The organism is Muricoccus pecuniae (genome assembly GCF_014199205.1).
Taxonomy (GTDB): Bacteria; Pseudomonadota; Alphaproteobacteria; order Acetobacterales; family Acetobacteraceae; genus Roseomonas; species Roseomonas pecuniae.
In genome coordinates, this window is sequence record NZ_JACIJD010000015.1 from 28,991 (window position 1) to 54,501 (window position 25,511).

At 72.1% G+C, this 25,511-nt stretch carries 25 protein-coding genes; 10 read left to right on the forward strand and 15 right to left on the reverse strand.

Annotated elements, in window-relative coordinates; translation table 11 throughout:
• Positions 1–7 precede the first annotated feature (7 nt).
• From trmB to FHS87_RS15950, 10 genes are all read right to left on the reverse strand, one after another.
• Complete coding sequence (gene trmB / locus FHS87_RS15905; protein ID WP_184520376.1) at positions 8–721, reverse strand: tRNA (guanine(46)-N(7))-methyltransferase TrmB; 714 nt, start codon at positions 719–721, stop codon at positions 8–10.
• A gap of 188 nt (positions 722–909) precedes the next feature.
• Positions 910–2,097, reverse strand: coding sequence for a methionine adenosyltransferase (gene metK / locus FHS87_RS15910; RefSeq protein ID WP_184520377.1), 1,188 nt, complete (start codon positions 2,095–2,097; stop codon positions 910–912).
• Positions 2,098–2,198: 101 nt separating this feature from the next.
• Entirely contained in the window at positions 2,199–2,771 is a 573-nt protein-coding gene (locus tag FHS87_RS15915; RefSeq protein ID WP_184520378.1) for a transposase, read from the reverse strand.
• A gap of 125 nt (positions 2,772–2,896) precedes the next feature.
• On the reverse strand, positions 2,897–4,327 hold the full coding sequence (locus tag FHS87_RS15920) for a caspase family protein (protein WP_184520379.1): 1,431 nt from the start codon (positions 4,325–4,327) through the stop codon (positions 2,897–2,899).
• A gap of 92 nt (positions 4,328–4,419) precedes the next feature.
• Positions 4,420–5,466, reverse strand: a complete 1,047-nt coding sequence (locus tag FHS87_RS15925; protein WP_184520380.1) for an Ldh family oxidoreductase — start codon at positions 5,464–5,466, stop codon at positions 4,420–4,422.
• Positions 5,467–5,528: 62 nt separating this feature from the next.
• Positions 5,529–6,104: a lipid-binding SYLF domain-containing protein gene (locus tag FHS87_RS15930; RefSeq protein ID WP_184520381.1), complete on the reverse strand. Its 576-nt coding sequence runs from the start codon at positions 6,102–6,104 to the stop codon at positions 5,529–5,531.
• A gap of 147 nt (positions 6,105–6,251) precedes the next feature.
• A complete protein-coding gene (locus tag FHS87_RS15935; protein WP_184520382.1) occupies positions 6,252–6,824 on the reverse strand; it encodes a DUF7002 family protein in 573 nt (190 codons plus the stop codon).
• 17 nt (positions 6,825–6,841) lie between these two features.
• Positions 6,842–7,594 (reverse strand): 4-hydroxy-tetrahydrodipicolinate reductase, encoded by a 753-nt coding sequence (dapB, locus tag FHS87_RS15940; RefSeq protein ID WP_184520383.1) that lies wholly within the window; start codon positions 7,592–7,594, stop codon positions 6,842–6,844.
• Positions 7,595–7,683: 89 nt separating this feature from the next.
• Complete coding sequence (locus tag FHS87_RS15945; RefSeq protein WP_184520384.1) at positions 7,684–9,228, reverse strand: PAS domain S-box protein; 1,545 nt, start codon at positions 9,226–9,228, stop codon at positions 7,684–7,686.
• Between the two features lie 122 nt (positions 9,229–9,350).
• Complete coding sequence (locus FHS87_RS15950) at positions 9,351–9,755, reverse strand: PRC-barrel domain-containing protein (RefSeq protein ID WP_184520385.1); 405 nt, start codon at positions 9,753–9,755, stop codon at positions 9,351–9,353.
• Between the two features lie 186 nt (positions 9,756–9,941).
• Here FHS87_RS15950 and FHS87_RS15955 point away from each other — a divergent pair, with 186 nt between their 5' ends.
• The 4 genes from FHS87_RS15955 to FHS87_RS15970 all read left to right on the forward strand — a co-directional run bounded on the left by FHS87_RS15955 (position 9,942) and on the right by FHS87_RS15970 (position 13,742).
• Positions 9,942–10,880: a UDP-2,3-diacylglucosamine diphosphatase gene (locus FHS87_RS15955; protein WP_246418451.1), complete on the forward strand. Its 939-nt coding sequence runs from the start codon at positions 9,942–9,944 to the stop codon at positions 10,878–10,880.
• Positions 10,881–11,924, forward strand: a complete 1,044-nt coding sequence (locus FHS87_RS15960) for a glycosyltransferase family 4 protein (RefSeq protein WP_184520386.1) — start codon at positions 10,881–10,883, stop codon at positions 11,922–11,924.
• Positions 11,912–12,499: a class I SAM-dependent methyltransferase gene (locus FHS87_RS15965; RefSeq protein WP_246418452.1), complete on the forward strand. Its 588-nt coding sequence runs from the start codon at positions 11,912–11,914 to the stop codon at positions 12,497–12,499. Before FHS87_RS15960 ends, FHS87_RS15965 begins: the two co-directional genes overlap by 13 nt.
• 166 nt (positions 12,500–12,665) lie before the next feature.
• Positions 12,666–13,742, forward strand: a complete 1,077-nt coding sequence (locus FHS87_RS15970; protein WP_184520387.1) for a hypothetical protein — start codon at positions 12,666–12,668, stop codon at positions 13,740–13,742.
• A gap of 157 nt (positions 13,743–13,899) precedes the next feature.
• Here FHS87_RS15970 and FHS87_RS15975 read toward each other — a convergent pair whose 3' ends face one another.
• On the reverse strand, positions 13,900–14,994 hold the full coding sequence (locus tag FHS87_RS15975) for an alkene reductase (protein ID WP_281394486.1): 1,095 nt from the start codon (positions 14,992–14,994) through the stop codon (positions 13,900–13,902).
• A 233-nt stretch (positions 14,995–15,227) separates the two neighbouring features.
• Here FHS87_RS15975 and FHS87_RS15980 point away from each other — a divergent pair, with 233 nt between their 5' ends.
• Positions 15,228–16,049, forward strand: coding sequence for an alpha/beta fold hydrolase (locus tag FHS87_RS15980; protein WP_184520388.1), 822 nt, complete (start codon positions 15,228–15,230; stop codon positions 16,047–16,049).
• 16 nt (positions 16,050–16,065) lie between these two features.
• On the opposite strand, the gene FHS87_RS24280 is transcribed toward FHS87_RS15980, so the two are convergent.
• Entirely contained in the window at positions 16,066–17,349 is a 1,284-nt protein-coding gene (locus FHS87_RS24280) for an MORN repeat-containing protein (protein ID WP_184520389.1), read from the reverse strand.
• 11 nt (positions 17,350–17,360) lie between these two features.
• On the reverse strand, positions 17,361–19,022 hold the full coding sequence (locus FHS87_RS15990) for a serine/threonine protein kinase (RefSeq protein ID WP_184520390.1): 1,662 nt from the start codon (positions 19,020–19,022) through the stop codon (positions 17,361–17,363).
• 353 nt (positions 19,023–19,375) lie between these two features.
• Here FHS87_RS15990 and FHS87_RS15995 point away from each other — a divergent pair, with 353 nt between their 5' ends.
• From FHS87_RS15995 to FHS87_RS16015, 5 genes are all read left to right on the forward strand, one after another.
• A complete protein-coding gene (locus FHS87_RS15995; RefSeq protein WP_184520391.1) occupies positions 19,376–20,356 on the forward strand; it encodes a hypothetical protein in 981 nt (326 codons plus the stop codon).
• 99 nt (positions 20,357–20,455) lie between these two features.
• Entirely contained in the window at positions 20,456–21,058 is a 603-nt protein-coding gene (locus FHS87_RS16000; RefSeq protein WP_184520392.1) for a 2-hydroxychromene-2-carboxylate isomerase, read from the forward strand.
• 125 nt (positions 21,059–21,183) lie between these two features.
• The gene (locus tag FHS87_RS16005) at positions 21,184–21,741 is read left to right on the forward strand and encodes a hypothetical protein (protein ID WP_184520393.1); all 558 of its coding nucleotides are present in this window, start codon (positions 21,184–21,186) and stop codon (positions 21,739–21,741) included.
• 130 nt (positions 21,742–21,871) lie between these two features.
• Entirely contained in the window at positions 21,872–22,726 is an 855-nt protein-coding gene (locus tag FHS87_RS16010; RefSeq protein ID WP_184520394.1) for an SHOCT domain-containing protein, read from the forward strand.
• A 343-nt stretch (positions 22,727–23,069) separates the two neighbouring features.
• A complete protein-coding gene (locus FHS87_RS16015; RefSeq protein ID WP_184520395.1) occupies positions 23,070–23,366 on the forward strand; it encodes a hypothetical protein in 297 nt (98 codons plus the stop codon).
• A gap of 43 nt (positions 23,367–23,409) precedes the next feature.
• On the opposite strand, the gene FHS87_RS16020 is transcribed toward FHS87_RS16015, so the two are convergent.
• Together FHS87_RS16020 and FHS87_RS16025 are read right to left on the reverse strand one after the other, a co-directional pair.
• Positions 23,410–24,186 carry a phosphatase PAP2 family protein gene (locus tag FHS87_RS16020; RefSeq protein ID WP_312862022.1) on the reverse strand — a complete coding sequence of 259 codons (777 nt, stop codon included), beginning with the start codon at positions 24,184–24,186 and terminating at the stop codon, positions 23,410–23,412.
• Positions 24,183–25,442: an AmpG family muropeptide MFS transporter gene (locus FHS87_RS16025; protein WP_184520396.1), complete on the reverse strand. Its 1,260-nt coding sequence runs from the start codon at positions 25,440–25,442 to the stop codon at positions 24,183–24,185. Before FHS87_RS16025 ends, FHS87_RS16020 begins: the two co-directional genes overlap by 4 nt.
• Between the last annotated feature and the right edge of the window lie 69 nt (positions 25,443–25,511).

Here is a 25,511-nt window from a genome sequence, read left to right on the forward strand (position 1 = left end):
GCCCCTTCTACTTCCGGCGCCAGACCCACCAGCGCGGGGCGCGGCCCTCACGGAGCGCCTTGGCTTCGTAGCGCGTGCGGGGCCAGCCCTCGGGATGGGCGTCGTGGTGCTCGGCGAGGTCGAAGAGGTCCTGCGCCCCCATCACCTCGTCCACCCAGGCCTGGTAGGTCGGGTCGTCGCTCGCGATGCGCCACTCGGCGCCGGGCCGCAGCTTCGCGGCCAGCAGGGGCAGCAGGGCCGGGTGCACGAAGCGGCGCTTGCTGTGCCGGGCCTTCGGCCAGGGGTCCGGGAACATCAGGAACAGCCGGTCCAGCGCGCCGTCCGGCAGGGCGGCGAGGAGATGGCGCGCGTCCCGCGGCCACAGGCGCAGGTTGGCGGGCAAGGAGCCGGTCTCCTCCTCCCCCTCGGGCACGAGCTGGGTGAGGAGGGAGCAGAGGCCGTTCTCGAACACCTCGGAGGCGATGAGCGCGACCTCAGGATTGGCCCGCGCGATCTCCAGCGCGTGCTCGCCCCCGCCGAAGCCGACCTCCAGCCAGAGGGCCCCGGGCGCGTTGGCGAAACCCGCGCGGGGATCGGCGGGGTCGGCCAGGGTGATGCGCGGCAGGGTGAGGTCGAGCAGGCGCCCCTGCCGCGGGCGCAGCGGGTGGCCGCGCCGGCGGCCGTAGAGGCGATCGGGGATGCCCTCAGCGGGGGGCGAGGGGCGGGAGATGTCGTAGGCCATGAATCCGGGGCGCCTGGATGGGGGAAGGGCCGCACCGCAAGGGGGTTGCGGTACGGCCCTTTCATTTGCGCCTAGGGGGGCAGGCTCGGCCCTTGGGGGAGGGCCGGCCGGGTGGGGGTGCCCGACAGGAAGAACCCTAGGTTAATGAGAACAAAACGTCAACAGATTCCTCTGTTCCCCCCGGAGCATCAGCGGCCGAAGGCGCGCTTCAGCTCGGCGGCGAGGTCCGTCCGCTCCCAGGTGAAGGTGCCCTTCTCCGCGTCCGGCGTGCGGCCGAAATGACCGTAGGCGGAGGTGGGAACGTAGATCGGGCGGTTGAGGTGCAGGTGCTCGCGGATGCCGCGGGGGGAGAGGTTCACCATGTCCCCGATCACCTTCACCAGCTTCGCCTCGTCCACGTCGTGGCCGGTGCCGTGCAGGTCGAAGTAGACCGAGAGCGGCTTGGCCACGCCGATGGCGTAGGAGACCTGCATCGTGCAGCGGTCCGCCAGCCCGGCGGCGACGACGTTCTTGGCGACGTAGCGCGCGGCATAGGCGGCCGAGCGGTCCACCTTCGTCGGGTCCTTGCCGGAGAAGGCGCCACCGCCGTGAGGGGCCGCGCCGCCATAGGTGTCCACGATGATCTTGCGCCCGGTCAGGCCGCAGTCACCATCGGGGCCGCCGATGACGAAGGTGCCGGTCGGGTTGACGTAGATCTCCTCGGCCTTCGGCATCCAGCCCGGGGGAAGCGAGGTCTCGATGAAGGGAAGGACGAGGGCGCGCACGTCCTCCTGGGTCATCCCCTCCTCGTGCTGGGTGGAAACGACGACGGAGGTGGCGCCCACCGGCTTGCCATCGACGTAGCGCAGCGTGACCTGGGACTTGGCGTCCGGCAGCAGGCCCTTGGCCGTGATGTCGCTGTTGCGGCGAGCCTCGCTGATCCGGCGGAGGATCAGGTGGGAGTAGTAGAGGGGGGCCGGCATGAGGTCCGGCGTCTCGCGGCAGGCATAGCCGAACATGATGCCCTGGTCGCCCGCGCCCTCATCCTTGTTGCCGGCGGCGTCCACGCCCTGGGCGATGTGGGCGGACTGGGCGTGCAGGTGGCATTCCACATGCGCGTTGCGCCAGGAGAAGCCCTCCTGGTCGTAGCCGATGTCGCGCACGGCCAGGCGGGCGGCGTGCATCAGCAGGTCGGCCGTGATGTCGGCGGGGCCGCGCGTCTCGCCGGCGATGACGATGCGGTTGGTGGTGACCAGCGTCTCGCACGCGACGCGCGCGTAGGGATCGGCTTCCAGGAAGGTGTCGAGCACCGTGTCGGAAATGCGGTCGGCCACCTTGTCCGGGTGGCCTTCGGAGACGGACTCCGAGGTGAAAAGGTACTCGCCCTGGTCGCGCATGGCGTGATTCGGCCTCTTGTCGCGTGTGTGGAAGCCGGGGCCGGGGAATCCGGGCGGCGGGGCGGTTTCGCAGGGAGGGGAGGGGGGGTCAAGGCGCGGCGTCATGACGGAACGAGGCAGGCCGGGATGCGCCGCCGCCCGCCCGCGGTGCGGAGAAGGGCGCGCAGGTTGCGGAGAACGGGGATCTCCCGCCGGGTGAGCGGGCCGTTGAGCACCGACTTCACCGCGCGATGGACGAGTTCGGACAAATCCGGATCGGGGAGCAGCCAGGAGGGGCCGGGCAGGGCGCGCCGCAGCCCGAGGCGGCGGGCGAGGGCGAGGACGGGCATGCCCAGCAGGCGATAGGTGCGGCGATGGGCGGCGCAGAGCCAATCGAGCACCGCCTTCAGGGGCTTGGGCGCGCGCCGGCGGGCGGCGAGCGCGAGGAGGCGGGACCAGACGCCCATGCGGGCCCAGCGGCGGAACTGGCGGTGCAGCGTATCGGTGCGGGCGGCCGGGCTGCGGAAGTGGTGCCAGGGGAGGGTTGTGGTGACGAGCTGGAAGATGCCGTCCAGCCGGGCGCGGGGGTTTTCGAGGGGGCGGCCGGGGCCGGTGAGGGGGAGGTGGGGGGCGAGGGCGGCCCACTCGGCGTCGGTGAGGGGGGACCAGGGGCGGGAGGGGCGCGAGTGGGACATTGAAGACCTCCTCCAGTGTGCCCAGCGGCATATAGGAAAGAATCTTCATCGTCAAGGATAATTTTCCGGTATTGGCATAATCTCATGCAATGGGGTGACTGGATGTGAATCCCGTACTTTACTAACTATTCTTTTGCTAATTTTTCTTTGATCTGTTGAAGATGAAGATTTATAGCTTCCTTCAATTTATCTGATATTTTGTTGACCAAGCTAGAAGGATTGTCGTTCCACTGCATCTTATACCAACGGCGCACTACCTCCTGACCCTCCCAATCAAAGCTATCCCAGTCAGTGCGAGCATGCTGGGTTACGATTTCAAAAATGTAACACTCATCAAGGCTGGGAGCGCATGTCAAAACCAGAACGAGTTTTTTCAGTCTGGTGTACTTGGGTGTCAGACTTACTTTCATCTGCGCTCGCTTCATCGAGCAATTTAGTTCCAAATCCCAAGTCTCTGTAACTGCTTCATCGGTCTGTAGAGCTAGAATCGAAGGTGTCTCGAACCAGTTTCTCTTCTTTGTCTTGGTTTTTATGGTGGCACTCACAAAATTGTCTGGACGACTCTCATTCGACAGAATCCTGATAATGAAAGAGCGCGCTGTAATCTCGCGAAAATCGGGGTGCTCATCAACTTGCGCTTCAAAAAAGTCCGCGAAATCATTGTCCGACAGCTTTTCTATTACGCCGTCAAATAGAAGATTGATGAACTGTTCAACCCGCTCTGGTTTGGCGACTTTATCTTCCATCGCCTTCAACAAATCTAGCAGGGTCGGCTCGTACGTAGCAACTTCTGTCGTCTCGTCGGAACCCTCAGGTGAAGCGGCGTTAGATGATCCTTGAGCCCAGGTTTTCTCGTACTCGCTTCTAAAAGCTTGGAGACTTCGAGCGTCTTCGGTGAAAGTTTCACGTCCAGTACCCTGAGACGTGAAATGCGGTATTTGGTTCGTGTTGGAAATGTAGTTATCCCGGATGGTATTCGATATGTCAGTATAATAGATAGGTCCCTCTGATTTCCTAAGTGCAGCCAAACAGAAATTCTGCGTAAACTCGCTTAGAGGGTCGCCAGTTAGGGACTCTTGGGAGTCTAAACACGAGGCTATTTGTATGACGTGGTTCAATCCACCTTTTGGACTTGGCAGAAAGCCGTCGGCAGACTTTATGAGCGGGGTGCCGGAGTTACACGCGTCGATGACTTTAACTACCAATTGCGGACTGACGCCTCGGAATAAAGTATGAAGCTCCTCATTCGAAAGGCTGGTCTCATATGGGCGCTTTGCATCGAAATCTTTGGGACAGAAGAAGAACTCACCAGCCATCTGAAAGCCATGACCAGAAAAGTAGAAAAAAATTTCCTCTACTGTTTTGACTTCATCCAAAACTGATCTTATTTCAGCTTTCATCTGATCTGCAGTGGCATTGCTTATGGCTCTGACAGCATCATACTTGCTGGTAGCTTGGATTAGGGCGGTCAGGGCGGCGAGATCATTAGTGCAGCAAGGGAGTTGTGCTTCATAAAGATACTCTGCACTTCCAATGAGAATTGCTAACTTGCTCATAGGCTAACAGACCTCCCGCTCCGGTTTATTTCTGGCGCATATACGCTTAGATTGTATCTGCTCGGGCAAAACTATGAGTGTTTCCATGGTTGCTAAGAACGCAGTATAAACGCCGCCCCACTCTCCTCGCACACCGCCCTCACCTCCTCCACTAGCGTCTGCACCATTGGAATTCCGTCCCGTTGCCGCTCGACAGTGGTGTCGTGCTCGGGGTCACCGGGGATGATGACAGGACTGGCCGGATCGGCCGGGGCATTGCCCCGCAGCCGCGCAAGCAGGTCCTCCAAATCCGCCTGGAACCCCTCCCGGTCCCGGAACGCCGCCGGGTTCAGCACAAGGAAGAAATGCCCCGTCCGAAGCTGGCCCGATCCCGCGCCGGTGAGGGTGGCGCAGAGGATCTCGACCATCAGGGCCAGGCCGTAGCCCTTGTGGGCGCCCTGCTCCCGCGTGCCGCCGAGGGGGGCGAGGCGCCGGGCGTCGGAGGCGCGGGCGGAATCGAGTTCGGGGCCGCCCTCCTCGTTGATCGCCCAGCCCGGCGGCAGGGGCTTTCCGGCGCGGCGGGCGATGGAGACCTTGCCGTAGGCGACGGTGGTGGTGGCCATGTCCAGCAGCACGGGCCGCTCCGGGTCCCGCGTGGGGGCGGAGAAGGCGATGGGGTTGGTGCCCAGCGCCGGCTCCGTGCCGTTCACGGGCACGAGGAGGTGGGAGGAGTTGGTGAGGGAGATGCAGATCATCCCCTCCTCCGCCGCCATGCGGGCGTACCAGCCGGCGGCGCCGTAGTGGTTGGAGTTGGTCACGGCCGCGACGCCGATGCCGTGCTCCCGCGCCTTCTCGATCGCCAGTTCCGTCGCGAAATGGGCGGGGACGTGGCCGATGGCCTTCTGCCCGTCCACCAGCACGGCCACCCCGTTGTCGCGCAGGATGATGGGGGTGGCGCGGGGGTCCAGCCGGCCCTCGCGCAGCAGCTTCTGGTAGTGCGGCAGCATGCCGATGCCGTGGGAGTCCACGCCGGAGAGGTCGGTCTCGACCATGATGGTGGCGGCGGTGTCCGCGTGCTCCTCGGCCATGCCCCAGGCAGTGAAGACCGTGGTGAGCTGGCGGTGCAGGAGATCGGCGGGGACGGTGATGGCGTTCTGCATCCCCGTATTGAGGGCCCGGGGCGGGGGGCCGTCCACCCCCCTGCCCCGGCTTTCGGCGCGGCTCAGCCCGGGTTGATGCGGGTGATCTTCGTGCCGTTGAGGGAGATGGAGGCCATCAGCCCCTGCTGGTTGAAGGTGATGGCGTAGACGGCCTCGCGCAGGGTGGTGGCGGTGAAGTTCACCTGGTCCCCGCGGTCCAGCACCACCACGGAGGGGCCGGTGCCGATCTCCCAGCCATCGGCGCGCATGAGGGCGGCCAGGGCCTCGTCGGTCATGAAGAACATGGCCAGCCCCGCGGCCTGGGCGCCGATGAGGAGGCCGAAGGAGGCCCCGGCGATGTTGTAGTAGCCCTGGATGCTGTCGCCGCGCAGCGCCGCACCCTCGCCGTACTGGCCGCCGACGATGAAGCCGCCCTGGACGATGCGGGGGAAGATCAGCGTGGCGCGGGCCTGGCGGAAGAGGTTCCGCGTCTCCTCCCGCTGGCGGAGGGAGACGAGGGCGGCGTTCACCTCGGCATTGATCTCGGCCGCGGTGGCGGCCTGGGCGGGGCGGGGGCGCAGCAGGGCGGGCGCGGCGAGGAGGGCGGCGGCGGCCGGCAGCAGGCCGGTGGCGAGGGCGCGGCGGGTGGGTGCGGGCATGGGGGCGTTCCTTTCCCCGACGACGGGCGCGCGGTCGCGGGTTCGGCTGCGGAACGCGGGGAGGGTGGGGCGGGCTGCGCCCCTCCCCGCAGAAACCGGCGCGCGCCCTGTATCGAGGGGACCGGCGCACACCGCGCCGGGGGCGGTTCAGCCGAGGTCGGCGAAGGGGAGGCCGGGCGGGGTGCCGCCACTGGCCGCGATCTCGCCGAGGTTCTCGCCGCGCTGCCAGAGCTCGGCCGGGCGGTAGTCGTGATAGGTGCGGAGGCGGCGGTGCTCGGGTGCGCTGCGGTCGAGATAGCCGTTGTTCCAGCGGCAGGTGAGGAGCCGGACGCCGGCCCCGAGCAGGGCGTCGGTCTCGAAGCGGAGGACGGTCTGGTCCTGGCCGGCATCCTTGGGGGAGGACTGGAGGCGGCGGGCGTCCTCCTCCGACGAGGAGAAGAAGACGAGGGTGTTGATGAAGCCGCGCCACGCGGCCGGGGTGATGCCCGGGGCCAGGCGGGTGGCGATGGGGCCCTCGGGCATGTTCTGCCAGCGCAGCCAGGCGGTGCGGCCGCCGGGGCGCGGGATGGGGGTCCAGGCCCTTCGGTTCTCGGTGATGGCCTCGGGGTGGTCGGCCGCGAGTTCGGCCGCGGGGCGGAGCCCTTCGGCGCGGATCGCCTCCACCGCGCCGCGCTGGGTGACGTGGAAGAGGTGGGGGATGCGGCGGGCGAACTCGGTCATCCCCGGCCTCTCCCCGCTCAGGCCATGCCGAGGACGTGCTTCATCCCGTAGAGGCCCGGCGGCTGGTTCACCGCCCACAGCGCTGCGCGCACCGCCCCGGTCGCGTAGACCCGGCGGTCGAAGGAGCGGTGGGTGAGGGCGATGTGCTCGGACCCTGAGGCGAAGAGGAGGGTGTGCTCCCCTACCACCTGCCCGGCGCGGAGGGCGGCGAAGCCGATGGCGCCGGTCTTGCGGGGGCCGGTATGGCCGTCGCGCCCGGACTCGATGCCGGCCTCTTCCAGCGTGGTGCCGCGGCCGGCGGCCACCGCGCGGCCGAGGGCGACGGCGGTGCCGGAGGGGGCGTCGATCTTCTGGCGGTGATGGGTCTCGACGATCTCGGCGTCGTAGCTCTCAGCGGGGAGGGAGGCGGCGAGGCGCTCGGCGACGGCGAGGATGAGGTTCACCCCGGGGGAGAAGTTGGCGGCGTAGACCACCGGGATCTCCCGCCCGGCCTCGGCGAGCGCCGTCTCCTGCGCGGGGGTGAGGCCGGTGGTGCCGAGGATGAGGGGCTTGCGGGCCTCCAGCGCGGCCCGGATGTGGGGCTCGACGGCGGCGGCGGTGGTGAAGTCGATCAGCGCGTCGGAGACGCGGGCCAGCGCCTGCGGGTCGCTCGGCCACTGCCCCCCGCGATGCGCCGTGCCGCCGGCGAGGGCGGCGCCGGCGGCCGTCACCTCCTCGGCCAGGAGGCGGCCCATGCGGCCGGAGATTCCGAGGATGCCGATCCGGGTCATGCGCTGCTCTCCCCACGCCTGTCGCGCCCGTTCTGGGCCGGAACCCGTGCGGGGAAAAGGGGCGGGGAAAAGAGGGCGCGGAAAAGGGCTCAGGCGGCCGGGGACGGGCGGAGGGGGACGGTGATGTCGCAGACGAGGCCGGTCCCGGGCCAGGAGAGGAGGACCTGCCCGCCCAGCTGCTCCCGCACCGTGCCCTCCAGCACGCGGGAGCCGAAGCCGCGCCGCGTGGGCAGGCGGGTGACGGCCGGGCCGCCCGTCTCCGCCCAGCGGAGGTGGAGCGTGCCGTCCTCCCCGCCCTCGACCCGCCACTCGATGAGGAGGCGGCCGGCGGCGGTGGAGAGGGCGCCGTACTTCACCGCATTGGTGGCCAGCTCGTGCATCGCGATGGCGAGCGGCTGCGCGGCCCCGGGAGGCAGGGTGAGGGCGGGGCCGCTGAGGCTCGCCTGGGGGCTGTTCGCGCCGCCATCGGCGAGGAAGGCCGTCAGCTCGCCGCGGAGCAGCGTCTCCAGGTCGGCGCCGTGCCAGCTGTCCTCGGCCAGCAGGGTCTGGGCGCGGGCGAGGGCGGCGACGCGGCCCTCGATGGCGCGGATATAGGAGGGCAGGTCGGGCGCGCGGGTGAGGCGCAGCGCGGCGAGGACGACGGTGAGGGCGTTCTTCGCCCGGTGGTCCACCTCCCGCGAGAGAAGGGTCTGGCGCTCCTCCGCGCGGCGGCGCCCGGTGATGTCGAGGACGACGGCGAGGAAGGAGAGGGGCTTGCCGTCCGGCCCGGGGACGCGGCTGACGCTGCTGCTCGCCCAGACCGAGCCCCCGTCGGGGCGGAGATAGCGCTTCTCGACCGTCGCCGCCTCGCCCGTCGCGGCCACGCCGGCCATCAGGGCGCAGCAGGAGGCGATGCTCTCGGGCGCGGTCACCTCCGCCACGGTGAGGCCGAGCAGCTCCTCCCGCCCCCGGCCGAGGATGATGCAGAGCGCGTCGTTCACCTGGAGGAAGCGGCCGTCGAGCCCGACCTCGCAGAGGCCGGCGGGCGCCTGGCCGAAGATGGCGGCGAGGCGGCTGGCGCTCTCCTCGGCTCGGGCCCGCTCCTGCCGCGCGACGGCCTCGGAGTGGCGCAGCTCGATCTGCGCCATGGCCTGGGCGGCGAGGGAGGCGAGGGCGCGGCGCTGGCGGGGGGTGATGCCCTCCGGGCGCGGGCGGGTGTCGAGAACGCAGACCGTGCCGAGCGGCAGCCCCTCCGGCGTCACCAGCAGGGCGCCGGCGTAGAAGCGCAGCCCGTTCTCGGCGCTGACGAGGGGGTTGGCGGCGAAGCGCGCATCCTGCGCCAGGTCGGGGACGACGAGCATGTCCGACTGCAGGATGGCGTGGCGGCAGATGGAGAGGTCGAGCGGCATCTCGCGGACGCCGATGCCCGTCTCCGCCTTGAACCACTGCCGCCTGTCCTCGATGAGGTTCACGACGGCGATGGGCGCCTCCAGCAGGTCGGCCGCCAGGTCGACGATGTTGTCGAAGGCGGCTTCGCGCGCGGTGTCGAGGATGCCGTAGCGGTGGAGGGCGGCGAGCCGCTCCCCTTCATCCCAGGCGGGCGCGCAGGGGTCCGCCTCCAATGCGGCCTGCGGCTGCCGGAAAAGGTCGTTCAAGCGGATCTTCCGTGGATGGAGGCGGTCCAGCTACCTGGACCGCGCTCCCAGATGGGGCAACCGCGCGACCGTTCAATGATCTGTTACGATATCGTTAACGAACGCCCCGCCCCAGTTCCGGCTCAGGCGACGTCGAGCCAGAAGGGCTGGGCCTTGTAGTAGTCGTAGACTCGCACGCCATGGGTGTCGGAGAGATCCACGTTCTCCGAGGCGGCGTAGCTCGGCGCGCCCTCCAGCTGCTCGCGCGTGAGGTCCACGACGTAGCCGCCCTTCGTCGTGTCGTAGGTGAGGATGGACCAGGGCAGGGGATGGTGCTGCTCCCCGATGCCGAGGAAGCCGCCGAAGGACATGACGGCGAAGGCGACGCGGCCCGAGATCTTGTCGATCATCAGGTCCTCGATCGTGCCGAGCCGGTCGCCGCCCGTGTTGTAGACCGCCGTTCCCTCCACCTTGTCGGCGGCGATGAGGCGGTGGTGGCTGCCCTGGTGGACGGCGCTGCTGGTGCCGGTGGGGGCGATGTCGGACATGGCTGCTCTCCCGCAGGGTTGTGACAGGGGAACGCCCGGCGAGGGAACGGGTTGGCGAACCGGCAGCGGTTGCACCGTCGCGCAAGCGTTATGACCCCGCCGTCGCGGGAGGGTTATGACCCCGCCGTCGCGGGATGGTCATCCCGGCGTCACGACCCTGTCCCGGGGCGGCGCTAACCAGCGCCCATGCAGCTGGACAGGCTTCCCATGCACCAGGGCGAGACGGCGCGACGGTATCGCAGCGTGTTCCTCTCCGACGTGCATCTGGGAACGAGGGGATGCCGGGCCGACTTCCTGGCGGACTTCCTGCGCGGGATGGAGTGCGAGCGCCTCTACCTCGTCGGCGACATCGTGGACGGCTGGCGCCTCCGCAAAACCTGGTACTGGGATAGCCACCACGACGAGGTGATCCGCCTCGTCCTCCGCCTCGCCCGCCACGGGACGGAGGTGGTCTACATCCCCGGCAACCACGACGAGATCTTTCGCGACTGGCTCGGGCTGGAAGTGGCCGGGGTGCGGCTGGTGGAGGAGGCGGAGCACATCGCCGCCGACGGCCGGCGCCTGCTGGTGATCCATGGCGACGCCTTCGACAGCGTCGTGCGCTACGCCCGCACCATCGCCCTCCTCGGCGACTGGGCCTATGACATGGCGCTGGAGCTGAACCGGCTGTTCAACCTCGCCCGCCGCCGGCTCGGCCTGCCCTACTGGTCGCTCTCGCAATGGCTGAAGCGCCAGGTGAAGGGCGCGGTGAAGGCGATCGACCGCTTTGAGGGCGCGCTCGCGCTGGAGGCGCGGCGCCGCGGCTTCGACGGCATCGTCTGCGGCCACATCCACCACGCCGAGATGCGCGACATCGGCGGCGTGCTCTACATGAACGACGGCGACTGGGTGGAGAGCTGCACCGCGCTGGTGGAGCACGAGGACGGGCGCTTCGAGCTGGTGGACTGGGCGGCGGAGCGCCGCCTCTCCTTCTTCCGCCCGCGTGGCGCCGCCACGCCGCGTGGCGCCGCCACGCCGCGCCGCGCGGCCGCCGCACCCGCCCCGGCGCCTGACGCTGCACCGGCCGGCGCCGCGTCGGACAGCGCCACGGCACCAGCCGCGGCGGCCGGCGCGGCCGCGGGCTAGGTGCGCATCCTCGTCGTCTCCGACGCCTGGCACCCGCAGGTGAACGGCGTCGTCCGCACGATGGAGCAGGTGACGAGCCATCTGCGCGCGGGCGGGGACGAGGTCCGCGTGATCGGGCCCGCCGACTTCCGCTCCGCCCCTATGCCCGGCTATCCCGAGATCCGCCTCGCCATCGCCCCCGGGCGGCGGCTGCGGGCGCTCGTGGAGGGCTTCGCGCCGGAGGCCGTGCACATCGCCACCGAGGGGCCGCTGGGCTGGGCGATGCGGGGCCTCTGCCTCCGCTGGGGATGGCCCTTCACCACCTCCTTCCACACGCGCTTCCCCGACTACCTCCACGCGCGGACCGGCGTGCCGGAATCCTGGAGCTGGGCGGTGATGCGGCGCTTCCACGCCCCCTCCGCCGCCGTGCTGGCCGCGACGGGATCGCTGCAGCGGGAGCTGGAGGGGCGCGGCTTCCGGCGCGTGCGCCGCTGGTCCCGCGGCGTCGATCTCGATCGCTTCCGGCCCGGCCTGCCCGACGTCTTCGAGGGGCTGCCGCGCCCCGTCTTCCTCTGCGCCGGCCGGGTGGCGGTGGAGAAGGGGATCGACGCCTTCCTCTCCCTCGACCTGCCCGGGACGAAGGTGGTGGTGGGGGAGGGGCCGCAGCGCGCGGCCCTCGAACGGCGCTTCCCCGATGCGGTCTTCACGGGATACCGCGAGAACGGGCTGCTGGCGGCCTCCTACGCCTCGGCGGACGTCTTCGTCTTCCCCTCCCGCACCGACACCTTCGGCCTCGTGCTGCTGGAGGCCATGGCCTGCGGCACGCCGGTGGCCGCCTTTCCCGTCAGCGGGCCGCTGGACGTGGTGGGGGAGGCGCCCGTGGGGGCGCTGGACACGGATCTCCGCGCCGCCTGCCTGCGCGCGCTGGAGGCCGGCGGGGCGGCCTGCCGCGCCCATGCCGAGGGCTTCTCCTGGGCCGCCTGCGCGGCGCGGTTCCGGGAGGCGCTGGTGCCGCTTCAGGGTTTTGAGGAGAGCGACGATGGGGAAGCGCGATGGACGGCATGATGCGGGCGGCGCCGACGGCGCGGCGCGGGGCTGGGGTTGGGCTGTTCCTGCGCCGCTGGGCGCGGAACCCGCTGCAGATGGGCAGCGTGCTCCCCTCCTCCCCGGCGCTGGGGCGGGCGATCGCGCGGCACTCCAGGTGGGATGGGGGCGCTTCGGTGCTGGAGCTGGGGGCGGGAACGGGCGCGGTCTCCCGCGCGCTGCTCGCCGCCGGCCTGCCGCCCGAGCGGCTGGTGGTGGTGGAGATCGTGCCGGAGATGGCCGCGCATCTGCGTGAGGCCCTGCCCGGCGCGCGGGTGGTGACGGGCGACGCCTTCGCCCTGCCCTCCATCCTGCCGGCGGGCCTCCGCCTGGGCACGGTGATCTGCGGCATCCCGCTCGTGCTCCTGCCGCTGGAGCGGCAGCGCGCCTTCGTGGAGGCGGTGGAGGCGGTGGCGCCGGGGCTGGGCTTCCTTCTCTACACCTACTGCGCCACCTCGCCGCTGCCCTACCGCAAGCTCGGGCTGGGTGCGCGGCGGGAGGCCTTCACGCCCTGGAACCTGCCGCCCGCGAGCGTGTGGCGGTACCGGCCGGGGTGAGGCGGCCGCGGGACGGGCAGCGCCTTTCCTCTGGATTTCTCTACCCTCCGGCAGGGCTCGCGCGCCGCGCGGAGTGCCGCACCCCCGGGCTTCGCACCGCATTGTCATCGGCGGGCCCCTCCGACGGCGTTGCCCCCGGCGGCTCCTTCCCACAGGACGGGGCGGCATGGAAAAGACGCGACACCCGATTTGCCGACCGCGCCGCGGCACCGGCCACGCCGCGCGCGCCGCCGCCCTCCTGCTGCTGCTCGCCGGCTGCGCCGGGGTCGGGCCGCAGCGGCTGAACACGGACCAGATGGGCTACGCCGCAGCCCTCGGCGACGGGCAGAAGCAGCAGATGCTGCTCAACATGGTGCGGCTCCGCTACGCCGACGTGCCGACCTTCCTCACCACCAGCCAGATCATCTCGGGCTACACGCTGCAGAGCACGGGGCAGGTCGGGCTCAACGCCTATCCGAACGCCAATCCCGGCAACTACGCGACCCTCTCGGGCACGGTGGAATACACCAGCCGCCCCACCTTCACCTTCACGCCGGTCACGGGGGAGCGCTTCGCGCAGTCCTACCTGCGCCCGCTCGCCGCGGCGGAGCTGCTCTCCCTCGCGCAGAGCGGCGCGCCGATCGACCTGCTGTTCCGGCTCGGCGTGCAGTCGGTGAACGGGCTGGTGAACGGCGCGGCCAGCGGCGGCGAGATGCGGGCCGCCTCGGGCGGCTTCGAGGCGCTGATGGCCGCGCTGCGCGAGGTGCAGGCCGCCGGCACCGTCAGCCTGCGCTTCGAGCGCATGCCGTCGGGCAACCGCGTCTATCTCATGCTCGACGGGGAGGAGCCGCGCGCGCGGGCGGCGCTGCGCGATATCAGGCGCATCCTGCGCGCGGATGCCTCGGCGCGCGAGTTCGAGGTGGTGTACGGGCGCCAGTCCGGCCGCCCCGGGCAGATCGCGGTGCTGACGCGCTCGGTGCTGCAGATCTTCTACGAGCTGGGCGCGGGGATCGATGTGCCGCGCGCGAGCATCCGGCGCGGGGACACCGTGCCCGCCGCGCCGGGAGGGCTGATCGCCGTGCACCAGGGCGCCGACGAGCCGCGGGACGCCTTCGCCGCCGTGAACTACCGCAATCGCTGGTACTGGATCGACGCGGGCGACTACGCCTCGAAGTCGGCCTTCGCCTTCGCCTATGTGCTGCAGATCCTGGCCGAGAGCGGCCAGGGGCAGCCGACGCCGGTCGTCACCATCCCCGCGCAGTAGGGGCCTCGCGCAGTAGGGGCGTGGCTCAGGGAACTTCCCTGGCCACGCCTGCTGCCCGCGCGCCGCGCCGGAACTCGCGCGGCGAGCGGCGCATCGCCGCTCATGCGGCGAGCGCGGGAGCGACTTGCGGCTTACGCCGCAAGCGGCGCATCGCCGCTCATGCGGCGAGCGCGGGGTAATCCGTGTAGCCGTGCTCGTCGCCGCCGTAGAAGGTGGTGCGGTCGGGCTCGTTGAGCGGGGCGCCGGCCTTCATGCGCTCCACCAGGTCGGGATTGGCGATGTAGGGGCGGCCGAAGGCGACGAGGTCGGCGCGGCCCTCGCGGATGGCGGCGTCGGCCATGGCGAAGTCGTAGCCGTTATTCGCCATGTAGGGGCCGCGGAAGAGGCGGCGCAGCTCGGTGAAGTCGAAGTCGGGCACGATGTCGCGCGGGCCGCCCGTCGCGCCCTCGATCATGTGGAGATAGGCGAGGCCGTAGCGGTTCAGCCCCTCCACCGCGTGGCGGAAGAGCGGGGCGGGGTCGCTGTCGCTCGCGTCGTTGGCGGGCGTCACGGGGGAGAGGCGCAGCCCCGTGCGGTCCGCGCCGATCGCCTGCGTGACGGCCTCCACCACCTCGAAGAGGAAGCGGGTGCGGTTCTCGATGGAGCCGCCGTACTCGTCCGTGCGCTGGTTGCTGCCGTTCCGCAGGAACTGGTCGATGAGGTAGCCGTTCGCGCCGTGGATCTCGACGCCGTCGAAGCCCGCGCGGCGCGCGGTGGCGGCGGCATGGGCGAAGTCGGCGACGACGCCCGCGATCTCCTCGCTCTCCAGCGCGCGGGGCTGGGGATGGGGCTGGAAGCCCGTCTCGGTGAAGGCCTGGCCCTTGGGCGTGATGGCCGAGGGAGCCACGGGCTGGCCGTTGCCCGGCTGCAGCGAGGGGTGGGAGATGCGGCCGACATGCCAGAGCTGGACGACGATCCTGCCGCCCTTCTCGTGCACCGCGTCCGTCACCCCCCGCCACGCCTCGGCCTGGGCGTCGGTGTAGACGCCGGGGGTGAAGGCGTAGCCCTTGGCGGTGTCGGAAACCTGCGTGGCCTCGGTGATGAGGAGGCCGGCGGAGGCGCGCTGGGCGTAGTAGGTGGCGGCCGAAGGGCGGGGCACGTCGCCCTTGAGGGCGCGGCTGCGGGTGAGCGGGGCCATGGCGACGCGGTTGGCGAGATCGATGGCACCGATCTTCGTGGGCTGGAAGAGCGGGCTCTCGGCAGGGCTGGGCAAGGCGTTGGTCCTCTGGCGCTGGGGCCGGGCGCGGGGCCCGGCGGTCGCGAGGTAACTTGGCGCGCCGCGCCGGGGATGCGCGGGGCCGTGGCGCATGGCTGCCATGCCCGGCGTGAATCCCGGCGCCGGCACGGCCCCTCGGCCGGTGCGAGGCTTTCGATGGGCGCAACGCTCGCGGCAACCAGGGGCGCGGAACGACCGTTCTGTGCCGGACTCCGGAGCGGGAACCGACGATGCCCTTCATCAAGACGCGCGACGACGTGGCCATCCACTACAACGACTGGGGCACGGGCAAGCCCGTGGTGCTCATCCACGGCTGGCCGCTGAGCGGCGCGATGTGGGAGTACCAGTCGCTCTTCCTCGCCTCGAAGGGCCTGCGGGTCATCGCCTATGACCGCCGCGGCTTCGGCGAGAGCGGCAAGCCCTATACCGGCTACGACTACGACACCCTGGCCGACGACCTCGCCGCGCTGATGGAGGGGCTGGACCTCCAGGGCGCGACGCTGGTGGGCTTCTCCATGGGAGGCGGCGAGGTCGCGCGCTACCTCGCGCGGCACGGCGCCTCGCGCGTGGCGAAGGCGGTGCTGGTGAGCGCGGTGACCCCCTTCATGGTCAAGACGCCGGACCACGAGGACGGCGTGCCGCGCGAGACCTTCGACGAGATGGTGCAGGGGCTTCTGGCCGACCGGCCGAACTTCCTCGCCACCTTCGGCAAGAAGTTCTTCGGCGCGGGGCTGCTGAATTTCACGGTGACGAACGAGATCCTGCAATGGGCGCAGAACCTCGCCCTCCAGGCCTCGCCCAAGGCGACGCTGGACTGCCTGCGCGCCTTCTCCGAGACCGACTTCCGGGACGACATGCGCGCCTTCACCGTGCCGACGCTGGTGATCCACGGGGACTCTGACACCACCGTGCCGATCGATGTCAGCGGGCGCGCCGCGGCGCGGATGATCGGGGGCGCGAGGCTGATCGAGTATGGCGGCGCGCCGCACGGGCTGTTCTTCACCGAGAAGGACCGGCTGAACGCCGACCTCCTCTCCTTCGTCAACGGCTAGGGAGGATGGGGGGTGCCTAGCGGCACTCCCCCGTGCTGCCGATGATGATCCGCACCGCGCGGCCGCCGGTGCGCAGGCAGCCGTCGAGGATCTCGCCCTCCAGCCGCGTGCCGTTGGTGGTGTAGGCGACCGGCCCCTGCGGCCGGTCGTTCACGAAGTTGCCGTCGATGCGGGCGTTCTGCGTCTCGAAGACCTCGGTGCCCAGGCCGTTGCGCATGTCGTTCCGCCACTCGCCGCTGTAGAGGCCGGGGACGCCGTTCGGCCCGACCCAGCGATAGGTGCCGGTGCCGTTGCGCCGGTCGGCGAACCAGCCGCCCTCGTAGACGGCGTTGTTGCCGTAATCCATCCGCCCGATGCCCTGGCGCTGCCCGGCCACCCAGCTTCCCTCGTAGCGCGCGCCGTTGCGCCAGACGCGGGTGCCGCGCCCGTTCGGCAGGTCGTCCCGGAACTCGCCCTCATAGGTGCTGCCGTCGCCCCCGCGGTACTGGAGCCGGCCGGTGCCGGCCGCGCGGCCGTCGCGGAACTCGCCCTCGTAGAGGTCGCCGTTGCCGAGCACGCGCATCCCCGGCCCGTTCAGCCGGCCCGCGCTGAAGCCGCCCCAGGTGCTCGCCAGCGTCTGCCCGTTGAGGAGGAGGAGGTACTCGCCCGCCCCCTCGGCCAGCCCGTCCCGGCAGGGGCCGGACCAGCGCAGCACGGCGCCGCGCGGCGCGCCCGGAACCAGCACGGCGCAGCCGTTGGCGGGGTCGGCCAGCAGGCCGGGCGGCAGCGCCCGCGCCGTTCCCTGGGGCAGCGGGGGCGCCAGCGGCGGTTGCTGCTGCGGTGTGGGCTGGGGAAGCGTTTGCGGGGCCGCCTGCGAGGCTGCCTGGGGGGCTGCCTGAGGGGCCGTCGTCTGCGGAAGGGCGAGGTTCTGCGGGCCCCGGGCCGCGGCGGCGCGGCGCGCGGCGGCATCCCGCTCGGCCTCCTCGCGGCGCTCGCGGGCGTCCTCGCGGCGCTGCCGGGCCTCCTGGGCGACGCGCTCGCGATCCTCCGCGCGGCGGCGGCGCGCCTCCTCCTGGCGCTCGCGCGCCTCGGCCCGCCGGCGCTCGCGCTCCTCCGCCTGGCGGCGGCGTGCCTCCTCCTGCCGCTCCCGGGCCTCGGGGTCGGGCCGGGAGCCGGATGCGGGCGCCGGGCGCGGGGCGCGCACCGGGGGCGGGGCGGCGGGGGCGGCCTCCGGCTCCGCGGGGCTGAGATTGATCTGGGCGAGGCCCGGCCCCGCGGAGAGCAGGGCGAGGAGGAGGAGGGCTCCGGCGGGGACGCGCATCCTGGGAACTCCTAGCGCGGGGGGACGGAGGTGACGGGGACGACCCGCATCTCGACGCGCTCGCCCCGCTGCTTCGCCATCTCGATGGCGTAGCCGAGGGCGGAGACGGCGTCGAAGCTCTGCTCGATGATGCCGCGCCGGCCGGGATAGAGCGGCGTGTCGGAGGCGACGGCGACGAGCAGCCCGGTGCCGTAGGGCTCGGCCGAGGTCCAGTAGGGCTCGCCGAAGGCGCGGGTGACGCCGGGGGGGAGCGGCTCGACCGACTGCGCCATGTTGCCCACCTTTCCGTCCGAGCTGAAGAAGTAGACGTGCAGATAGGCCTCGCGGGCCGGCATGCGCACGCGGAAGCGGAGCGCCTGCCCGGCGGGGATCGGGTCCGGGCTCTCCAGCACGAGCTGCGGCGCCGCCTCGCCCCGCACCGCCGCCGGGCGCACGGTGTCGATCAGCCCGCAGAAATCGGCCTCGAACTCCCGCAGCTCGAGCCGCACGCTTCCCGGCGGCAGGCGGAAGCCCTCGATGCGGCGGCGCAGCGCCTCCGCCCCGTCGCGCCGGACGAGCCCGCGCAGCACGAGGTGCCGCTCGTCCGCCTCCGCCTCCAGCAGGCTGCACCCCGTGCGCAGCGCGGCCTCCGCGGCGCCGCGGAAGGAGCCGGCGACCGGCGCCGGGGCTGCTGCTGCGATGGGGGCGGGCTCCGCCGGGGCGTCGTCGCCGCCCTCGCGGAGGAACAGGCCGAGCCCGGCCAGGGCGGCGAGGCCGAGGGCGCCGCCGAGCGCCAGGGGCCAGCGCGCGGGAAGGCGCCGCCGCCGCTCGTAATCCTCCACGACCGGGCGGGCGCGGCGGGGCTCGGCCACGGGCGCCCGGGGCGGGGCGGAGGGGGCGGGGCCCGGGCCGGCCTCCCCGGCGGCCGCGGCGGGGAGGGGGCCGGCGGAGGGGCGGAGCGCGCGCAGGGCGGCGGCGAAATCCGCCGCGCTCGCGTAGCGCAGGGCGGGGTCGTCGGCCGTCGCCCGCGCCAGCACGGCGTCGAAGGGCGGGGGGACGGGCACGCGGCGGCCGGAGAGGCGGCCGGAGGGGTTAGCGGCCAGCCTCTCCCCCGTGACCAGCTCGTGCAGGATGGCGGCGGCGGCCAGCAGGTCCGCCTCGGCCGAGGGCTCGGCGGGGGGCTTGGTGGCGGGCGGGGGCCGGTCCCGGAAGGCGGGGATGCCGAAATCCGTCAGCCGGGCGGTGGGCTGCCGCGGGCTGGGGTCGGGCACGATCATGATGTTGTCGGGCGTCAGCTTGCCATGCGCGACGCCGCGCCCGTGCGCGTGCTCCAGGGCCGAGAGGATCTGCTCCATCAGCCGCAGGATGACGGAGGGGGTGAAGCGCTCGCCGCGGTCGAGCACGTCGCGCAGCGGCAGGCCGCCCGCCAGCTCCATCACAATCCAGGCGCGGTCCCCGGCCTCGGCATAGTCGAGCACGGGGACGATGTAGGGGTGGGACAGCCCGGCCGCCTCGCGCGCGCCGCGGCGGATGCGGGCCAGCCGCTCCGCGCCGCCCTCCTCGCCCAGCAGGGGCAGGGCGAGGAGCTTCACGGCCACCATCCGGTCGAGCTGGCGGTCCTCCGCCGCGAAGACCGCGCCGCCGCGCCGCCCGAGGGGGGCGCGCAGCACGTATCGCTCTACGTTCTCCGGCACGCGCCTCGCTCCGACATCCGCCTCACTTGTAAGCCGCAGGGTTCCGGCCCCGGCCGCTGGCCCCGGGCCCTCGGGACATCCCGGACGGGACCGCCCGCCCCGGGATGGCCGGGAGTCCGGGGGACAGGCGCCGGCCCTCGTGGGGGCCCTCATGGCCTGCGGCGCTGTCGCCGCCCGCCAGCATCCCCGGCGGGGGTTGCGTATCGGCCCCGGGGGAAAGATGCAAGCCGCGGCCCCGGCGGGCCCTCCCCGGGGCGTTCCCGCCGGCATTCCGCGGCCTCTTTCCCGGGCATTTCCGCGTCCCGCGCCCCGGGGGCCTTGGCGATCCCCGCGCCGCGGCGAAGAATGGGCCCATGACGATGGAACGACGCAGCCGGGGCTGGACCCTGCATCGCGGGGGCGGCCGGGGCTCGCAGGCCGAGGTGCTGCGCAAGCTGACCCGGGCGATCATGTCCACCTGCCTGTGGGACCCGCAGGAGGACGGCACCACCTGGGCGCTGGGGGACATGCGCTTCCTCACCGTCTCGGCGATGCTGCCGGATGTCGGGGAGGCCGCCTATGCCCAGGTCTTCTCCGCCCCCAATGCGAGCAGCGCGGTGGAGGTCGCCTCCGGCCGCTTCGCGCCGCGCGGCGCCTTCGCCAAGCTCCCGGTCAACGCGCGCAAGCGGGCCTCGGTGCTGAAGATGCTGGGGCTGACCCTCGCCCCGCACGGGCGGGAGGACTGGTCGCGCGACCTGCCGCCGCTGGACGAGGCGGGCTGCGCCTCCCTCGCGCGGACGGTGATGGAGGCGCTGACGGGCGCCTTCGGCTGGGACCCCTCCATCCCCCTCCAGGCCTCGGTGGTGCACGAGACGGCGCTGGGCGAGGCAGAGGCCTTCCTGGAGGGGCTGCGCCCCATCCATGTGGAGGGGCTGCTGCGCGAGGCCGGGCTGGAGATCGTCGAGGGCGAGCCGGAGGAGGACGACGAGGCCCCCGCCTTCCTCGTCCAGCACGGCGCCCCGCTCCCCTTCCAGGTGGAGCTGATGGACCCCGTGGAGGAGGAGGAGCCGCCGGCGCTGGCCTGGCACTACGGCACCCTCGTCTTCTCCCTCGCCATCAACGTGGAGGAGGGGGACGCGCTGGCGCTCGCCCTGGCCCTGCACGGGCTGACGCGCTGGGCGCGGGTGGAGCTGCCCGAGGAGAAGCGGGTGGTCGTCTCCCGGCTGGACAGCGTGGAGGGGGTGACCCCCGAGGGGCTGCGCGCGATGCTCGACCGCTGGCTGGAGGAGCTGACCGCGGTGCGCAGCCGGCTGGAGCGCGGGCCGGACGGGCCTGACGGACCGGAGGAGGACTAGCCCGCACCCGCCGGGGTGCCGGGGGCGCCGGCGATCGGCGCCGGACGGGAGCGCGCCCGGCGCGGCTCCCGGAGAGAATCACGCGCGGGGAGGAATATCATGGGCCTTGGTATCGACTACTACGTCTCGCTGAACTCGCCCTGGACGCATCTCGGCGCCGCGCGGCTGGAGGCGATGGCGGCGCGGCACGGGGCGACGCTGCGCGTCCATCCCGTCGATTTCGGCACGGTCTTCGCCGCCTCGGGCGGGCTGCCCCTGCCCAAGCGCTCGCCGCAGCGGCAGGCCTACCGCATGCAGGAGCTGGAGCGGTGGCGGGAGCATCTGGGCATACCCATCCATCTCCGCCCCCGCTTCTTTCCGGCCAATGAGAAGCCTGCCGCCCACACCGTGATCGCCGCGCGCGAGACGCTGGGCGAGGCGCCGGCCCTCGCCCTCGCGCATCGCGTGCTGAAGGCGCTGTGGGAGGAGGAGCGCGACACGGGCGACCCCGCCACCCTGGCCGCGCTGGTGGCGGAGCTGGGCCTCCCCGCCGACCTGCCCGCGCTGGGCGCCGAGCCCCGCTGGGCGGAGAGGCGGGAGGAGGACACGCGGGCCGCGCTGAAGCGGGGCGTCTTCGGCGCGCCGAGCTACGTGGTGGGGGAGGAGATCTTCTGGGGCCAGGACCGGCTCGACTTCCTCGACCGCCGGCTGGCGCGGGGGTGAGCGTAGGACGGACCTGACCTGCGGTGGTGACGCCGGAGGCGCACCGCAGGGGAGGGTGGGAGGCGACCTGCACGGTCCCTTCCTCTCCAGAGCGCCGCGGAGGTAGTGAGCGCCGGGAGGGGCGAGTGCGCAAGTCGTTCTACTCGCTGCTGGTTCTGGTCGGCCTGCACTCGGGCTGCAGCATCATGGCCACAGACATGATCAGGGAGGAGACTGCATCCTCCCCCGTCCTGTTCGATGGTGTGTCGGTTACAGTCGAGACTCTGCCCAGCGGTCTCTTCGGACTCGGCACATATGAGCGCCGCATTGTCCTACAGCGCAACAACCGGCGAATCGGAAGTTCGTGGATTGCCGATACGAGTGCCGACAATCGCAGCATTGAGGTTTACCAGATCAAGCCGCGCAACCTGCTCTTCGTCCTGCGGCTGAACTCTTACGAGGCAGATTTGGACTCCGGCGTTATCCGGCCCTACCCACTGTTTCCTTGCGGCGTGACACGCCCTCCTGCCGCAACCTATCTTGGTCGGTTCGGTCGCCAATATAAGAAATTGGAATTCTTCCCGGCCACGAGCCCGGACAGTGGTGGCACGGCGCAGATGACGGAGATGCAGACTGAGGAGTTGTGTCAGTCCCTGCTTGAGTATTGGCTGCAGCGAAACAGTGCGCCGACCTCGTCTTTCTGACGGTCGGTTTCAGCGGTCAGGTCTTTGGCACGTTCCCGCCGCGCATGGCCGCCCCGCCGGAACCGGACGGGGAGCGACGTGTTCCTCTCCCTGGGCGCCGGCCGGTCGGCGCCGTTGCGGAGGAGCCGCCATGCGGGAGCCGAGCCCTGAGACGCGCGAGAAGCTGGAGAGGATCGCGCGCCGCCACGGCGTGAGCGCCGAGGCCGCCATGACGCTGCTGCGTGCCCTCGCCGCCGGGGGCGGGGGCATGGCGCAGTTCAGCCATCCCGAGCTGGGCGGCATGGGCCAGTGGTCGCGCGGCGGGATGGTGATGGTGGGGGACATGTTCAACCAGGGGCTCAAGGCGCGGGTGGACGCCCTCTGCACCGAGCTGTCCGGGCTGGTGGGGGAGCTGGCGCCCGCCCCGGCCGGCGGCGCTTTCCAATCGCAGTACCAGGGGACGCCGGGCGGAGCCTGGGGCCATGCCGCCGGTTCCTGGTGGCCGTCGGAGCTGGGCAGCCCGGCCGCGAGCGGCGCGCAGAATGGGCTGCGCTACGCCTGGTTCCCCGCCTCCCGCCGGCTGGCGGTGGAGCGGGAAGGGCGGGTCCGGCTCTACGATACCGGGGGCCACAGCATCGGCGGCGTCTCCCAGCAGCAGGGGGCCGTGGCGGGGCTGAGCTTCTCCACGGAATCCGGCAGCATCACCCTGGATGACCTGCGGGCGGTGGACGCGCCGGGTGGCGCCGAGCCGCAGGCCCCTCCCGCCGGGCCGCCGGCGGCCGGGCAGTCGGTCGCGCCTCGGGCCTCCGTGCCCCCGCATCCCGTGGCCGGGCAGGGGCCCGCCGTCCCCGCACCCCCCCCGGTATCCGTCACGCCCGCGCCCCTCGCCGGGGCGGGCGGGGATCCCCTCGGCACGATCGAGCGGCTGGCCGATCTGCGGGCCCGCGGCATCCTGACGGAGGAGGAATTCACCGCGAAGAAGGCGGAATTGCTGGCCCGCCTCTGACCCCGCTCGCCGCCGCGCTCCCGCGTGGGGCGTGGCCTGGTCCCGCCGCCACGATCTTTCGCCCGCCGTTGCGCGTGGTGACCCAGCGCACAGCCGCTCCTTCCGCCAGAGCCTAGGAATCGGTCGTGGCCCGGCGATGCCCTCGCCGGCGCCACCGGGCGGGAGCCCTCTCCCGCCCGCCTCCGGCGCCCCGATCCGCGTGCCGCGTGCCGGCCGGGAGAGGGGCGCCGGAGGGGGTGCGACCGGCAGGCCGGGCCCCATCGCCCGGCCCGGCACAGCCCTTATCGTTGCGAAACAACAACGTGGTCCCCGCCCCAGGCGGGGATCGCGGAGAGGAGGTCCCATGCGCAAGCTCATCCCCGCGGCCGCCCTCGCGGCCCTTCTCGGCACCGCCGCGCCGGCGCTGGCCGAGGGAGACTACATCGCCACCGCCACCGCCTGGCCGGCCTGGGTGGAGCCCTTCCCGCCCCGCCCCGCCCGCGCGGAGGGCGCCCGGCCCCATCACCGCCTCCTCGGCGGCGACGACCAGTATGTGAGCACCGCCACCGCCTTCCCGGCCTGGAGGGGAACGTCGCTGGCAACGGCCGGGGCCGACCCGGTCGCCCGGGGGAACTTCCTTCTTTCGAGCCAGAGCGGTTGAGCCCGCGGCAGGCGCCCGGCCGCCCCCTTCCGGCGGCCGGGCCTCAGCCCCGCTCCGTCTCGTCCCCGGAGGTGTCGGGCGTTTCGACTTTCCCGCGGTGCTGGAGGGTGAGGGCCAGCAGCCAGCAGAGCAGCGCCCAGGCCGCGCCGAGGCACCAGCCCGCCAGCACGTCCGTCGGCCAGTGGACGCCGAGATAGACGCGGCTGGCCCCGACCAGCAGGGTGATCGCCACCGCCAGGAAAAGGACGTAGCTCCGCGTCCGCCACCCCGCCTCCACCTGGGCGATGATGGCGCCGAGGGTGAGGTAGGTCACGGCCGAGAGCATCGCGTGGCCGCTCGGGAAGCTCGCCGTGTAGACCTCGACCGCGTGGGGGACGAGGTCGGGGCGCGGGCGCCCGATCACCGTCTTCACCAGGGCGCTGATCGCCATCCCCCCGCCGATGGAGCCGAGCACCAGCAGCGCCGCCGCCCGCTTGCGGACGAGGGCGAGGTACCCCGCCACCCCCAGGGTGAGCCCGCCGAGGATGACGTGGCTGCCGAGCCCCGTGATGTCCCGCGCCACCTCCTCCAGCCAGCGGGGACCGATGGGGTCGGCAGGGTCCGCGGGGTTCCGCAGGGCGAGGAGGATCGCGCGGTCGAAGCCGAGCGTCTCCCCCTCCAGCACCTCCCCCGCCAGCCCGGCGAAGGCGAGCACGGCCGCGACGGGCAGGAGGAAGGCCGCGATCCGGGCGAGGTCGCGCGGGCCGAGCCAGTGCGGCCGCCGGGCGGCGAGGCGGGCGAGGGCGCGCAGCGGCGCCGGGGCGCGGTGCTCCCCCCTCACGCGGCGGGCTCCGCCGCGGCGGCCGGTTCTGCGGGCGGCAGGCGCCAGAGGAGGAAGAGCATCACCGCCATGGCCGGCAGCGCCGCCGCCGTGGTCATCAGGAAGAAGCCCGGCCAGCCCAGCGCCTCCGCCATCGCGCCGGAGGAGGCGCCGAGGGTGCGCAGCGGCACGGCGGCGAGCGAGGAGAGCAGCGCGTACTGCGTGGCCGTGAAGGCGCGGCTGGTGAGGCCGGAGAGGTAGGTGACGAAGGCGGCGTCGGCCAATCCGTCGGTGAAGTTCTCGATCCCCACCTGGAGCCAGAGCATCGGGTAGTCCTGCCCCGCATGGGCGAGGGCGACGTACATCAGGTTCGACAGCATCTGCCCGAGCCCCGTGACGATCAGCGCCCGCGCCGTGCCGAGCCGGGCCACCACATAGCCCCCCGCCAGCGCGCCGCCGAGGGTAGCGAAGAGGCCGAATACCGTGCCCACCGCCGCCACATCCTCCCGCGTGAAGCCGAGGGAGCGGTAGAAGGGCGTGGTCATCACCCCCGCCAGCGCCTCGCCCAGCTTGAAGAGGGCGACGAAGACGAGGATCGCCAGCCAGAGCGGGCGCCGCATGAAATCGGCGAAGGGCTGCACGACCGAGGCGTGCAGCCGGGCGCCCCAGGGCGCGGGCGGCACGGCCGGGCGGGGCGCCTCGCGCGAGGCGATCGTGGCCGCGACGCCCACCAGCATCAGCGCCGCCGCGCAGGCATAGGCCCCGCCCCAGCCGAGCGGCCCCACCAGCAGGAGCGTCCCGGCCCCGCTGGCCAGCAGCGCCAGCCGGTAGCCCCAGACATAGCAGGCGAGGCCGTAGCCCTGCTCCCGCTCGTGCAGGATCTCGATGCGGTGGGCGTCCACCACGATGTCCTGGCTGGCCGACAGGAAGGCGACGAGGGCCGCCAGCGCCGCCGTGCCGAGCGGCCCGGTGGAGGGGTCGCTGAAGCCGGTGGCGAGGATGGCCAGGGCGAGGAAGGGCTGGATCAGCAGCAGCCAGCCGCGCCGCTGCCCGAGGCGGGAGAGGAAGGGCGGCGCCACCGTGTCCAGCGCCGGGGACCAGAGGAACTTCAGCGAGTAGGCGAGGCCGATGAGGGCGGTGAGGCCGATATCGGTCAGCGACAGCCCGGATTCCGTGAACCACTGCCGTAGCACCTGGCCCGCCACCAGCGGCAGCGGCACCCCGGCGGAGAAGCCGAGGGCGAGGAGGACGAGGAAGCGGCGCTGGAGGAGAGGCATGGCTGGAGCCTAGAGCAGATTGCCGCGCCGTGGGACCGCCCGGCCCCGCGCCGGCCCGCGCATCCTGGG

Coding starts and splice junctions, on each gene's coding strand:
- FHS87_RS15980 (WP_184520388.1), top strand. CDS start 15,228: ATGCCCTTCATCAAGACGCGCGACGACGTGGCCATCCACTACAACGAC.
- FHS87_RS15920 (WP_184520379.1), bottom strand. CDS start 4,327: ATGAGCAAGTTAGCAATTCTCATTGGAAGTGCAGAGTATCTTTATGAA.
- dapB (WP_184520383.1), bottom strand. CDS start 7,594: ATGACCCGGATCGGCATCCTCGGAATCTCCGGCCGCATGGGCCGCCTC.
- FHS87_RS16015 (WP_184520395.1), top strand. CDS start 23,070: ATGCGCAAGCTCATCCCCGCGGCCGCCCTCGCGGCCCTTCTCGGCACC.
- trmB (WP_184520376.1), bottom strand. CDS start 721: ATGGCCTACGACATCTCCCGCCCCTCGCCCCCCGCTGAGGGCATCCCC.
- FHS87_RS16000 (WP_184520392.1), top strand. CDS start 20,456: ATGGGCCTTGGTATCGACTACTACGTCTCGCTGAACTCGCCCTGGACG.
- FHS87_RS15935 (WP_184520382.1), bottom strand. CDS start 6,824: ATGACCGAGTTCGCCCGCCGCATCCCCCACCTCTTCCACGTCACCCAG.
- FHS87_RS15965 (WP_246418452.1), top strand. CDS start 11,912: ATGGACGGCATGATGCGGGCGGCGCCGACGGCGCGGCGCGGGGCTGGG.
- FHS87_RS24280 (WP_184520389.1), bottom strand. CDS start 17,349: ATGCGCGTCCCCGCCGGAGCCCTCCTCCTCCTCGCCCTGCTCTCCGCG.
- FHS87_RS16025 (WP_184520396.1), bottom strand. CDS start 25,442: ATGCCTCTCCTCCAGCGCCGCTTCCTCGTCCTCCTCGCCCTCGGCTTC.
- FHS87_RS15925 (WP_184520380.1), bottom strand. CDS start 5,466: ATGCAGAACGCCATCACCGTCCCCGCCGATCTCCTGCACCGCCAGCTC.
- FHS87_RS15995 (WP_184520391.1), top strand. CDS start 19,376: ATGACGATGGAACGACGCAGCCGGGGCTGGACCCTGCATCGCGGGGGC.
- FHS87_RS16010 (WP_184520394.1), top strand. CDS start 21,872: ATGCGGGAGCCGAGCCCTGAGACGCGCGAGAAGCTGGAGAGGATCGCG.
- FHS87_RS15950 (WP_184520385.1), bottom strand. CDS start 9,755: ATGTCCGACATCGCCCCCACCGGCACCAGCAGCGCCGTCCACCAGGGC.
- FHS87_RS15970 (WP_184520387.1), top strand. CDS start 12,666: ATGGAAAAGACGCGACACCCGATTTGCCGACCGCGCCGCGGCACCGGC.
- FHS87_RS15915 (WP_184520378.1), bottom strand. CDS start 2,771: ATGTCCCACTCGCGCCCCTCCCGCCCCTGGTCCCCCCTCACCGACGCC.
- FHS87_RS15930 (WP_184520381.1), bottom strand. CDS start 6,104: ATGCCCGCACCCACCCGCCGCGCCCTCGCCACCGGCCTGCTGCCGGCC.
- FHS87_RS15955 (WP_246418451.1), top strand. CDS start 9,942: ATGCAGCTGGACAGGCTTCCCATGCACCAGGGCGAGACGGCGCGACGG.
- metK (WP_184520377.1), bottom strand. CDS start 2,097: ATGCGCGACCAGGGCGAGTACCTTTTCACCTCGGAGTCCGTCTCCGAA.